The organism is Mesorhizobium sp. M7A.F.Ca.CA.001.08.2.1, from assembly GCF_003998455.1.
Lineage (GTDB): Bacteria > Pseudomonadota > Alphaproteobacteria > Rhizobiales > Rhizobiaceae > Mesorhizobium > Mesorhizobium ciceri.
Genome location: NZ_RZPW01001273.1, coordinates 1 through 910, shown reverse-complemented (window position 1 = coordinate 910; position 910 = coordinate 1). Strand labels below are relative to the sequence as shown.

The following is a 910-nucleotide window of genomic DNA, read 5'->3' as shown; positions in this document are numbered from 1 at the left end:
CACCAGTGGTGGTGGGAGGTGCGCTACGAGGATGCTACGCCGAGCCGCATCCTGACGACGGCAAACGAGATTCATATCCCTGCCGGCGAGCCGGTGCGGCTGCTTTTGACCTCGACCGATGTGATCCATTCCTTCTGGATCCCAAGCTTGGCCGGCAAGCTCGACCTTATCCCGGGCCACATGAACGTCCTGGATATCAAGGCGGACAAGCCAGGCGTCTACCGTGGTCAATGCGCTGAATTCTGCGGTGCGCAGCACGCCAACATGGGCACCTTCATCATCGCCGAGCCGCGCCCGAAATTCGATGCCTGGCTGAACGACCAGTTGCAGCCGGCCGGCGCGCCGGCGAGCGGCGAAGCCAAGGTCGGTGCGGACCTGTTCCTCAAACGCCCCTGCGTGATGTGTCACAGGATCGGGGGGACGCCGGCCGGCGGAACGGTGGCTCCCGATCTCACCCACATAGCCAGCCGGCAGACGCTCGCTGCCGGGACCTTGACGATGAGCCGCGGCAATCTCGCCGCCTGGATAGCCGACCCGCAAGGCATCAAGCCCGGCTCCCACATGCCGGTGGTGGAGCTCAGCGGCGATGAGCTCAATGCCGTGATCGCCTATCTCGAGGGTCTGAAATGAGCAGCGCGGATCTCACAAGCCAACGCGACCTGCCGCCGGAGCGCAAGGTATCTGCAAAAGGCGACATCGCGCCCGAGCATGACGGACCGCGCGACACCGGCATGGATGATGCCGGCCTGCATCGCTGGCTCGAGCGCACCTGGCGGACGCCATCCGGTATCGTCGGAGCCTTGTCGAGCGTCGATCACAAGGTGATCGCACGACGCTATTTGATCACCGCTTTCGTGTTCCTTGGTCTTGGCGGCCTCAACGCTGTCGTCATGCGCATCCAGCTTTCTGG

1 protein-coding gene and 1 pseudogene are annotated in these 910 nt (G+C 64.0%); both read left to right on the top strand.

Translation table 11 applies throughout. The features are described from left to right. The coding region (locus EN914_RS36775; protein ID WP_127389752.1) for a c-type cytochrome at window positions 1-630 on the top strand (630 nt) is incomplete at its 5' end. Beyond that, window positions 627-910: pseudogene (locus tag EN914_RS36770) on the top strand (cytochrome ubiquinol oxidase subunit I); the annotation flags it as partial. The gene EN914_RS36775 and the pseudogene EN914_RS36770, both read left to right, overlap by 4 nt.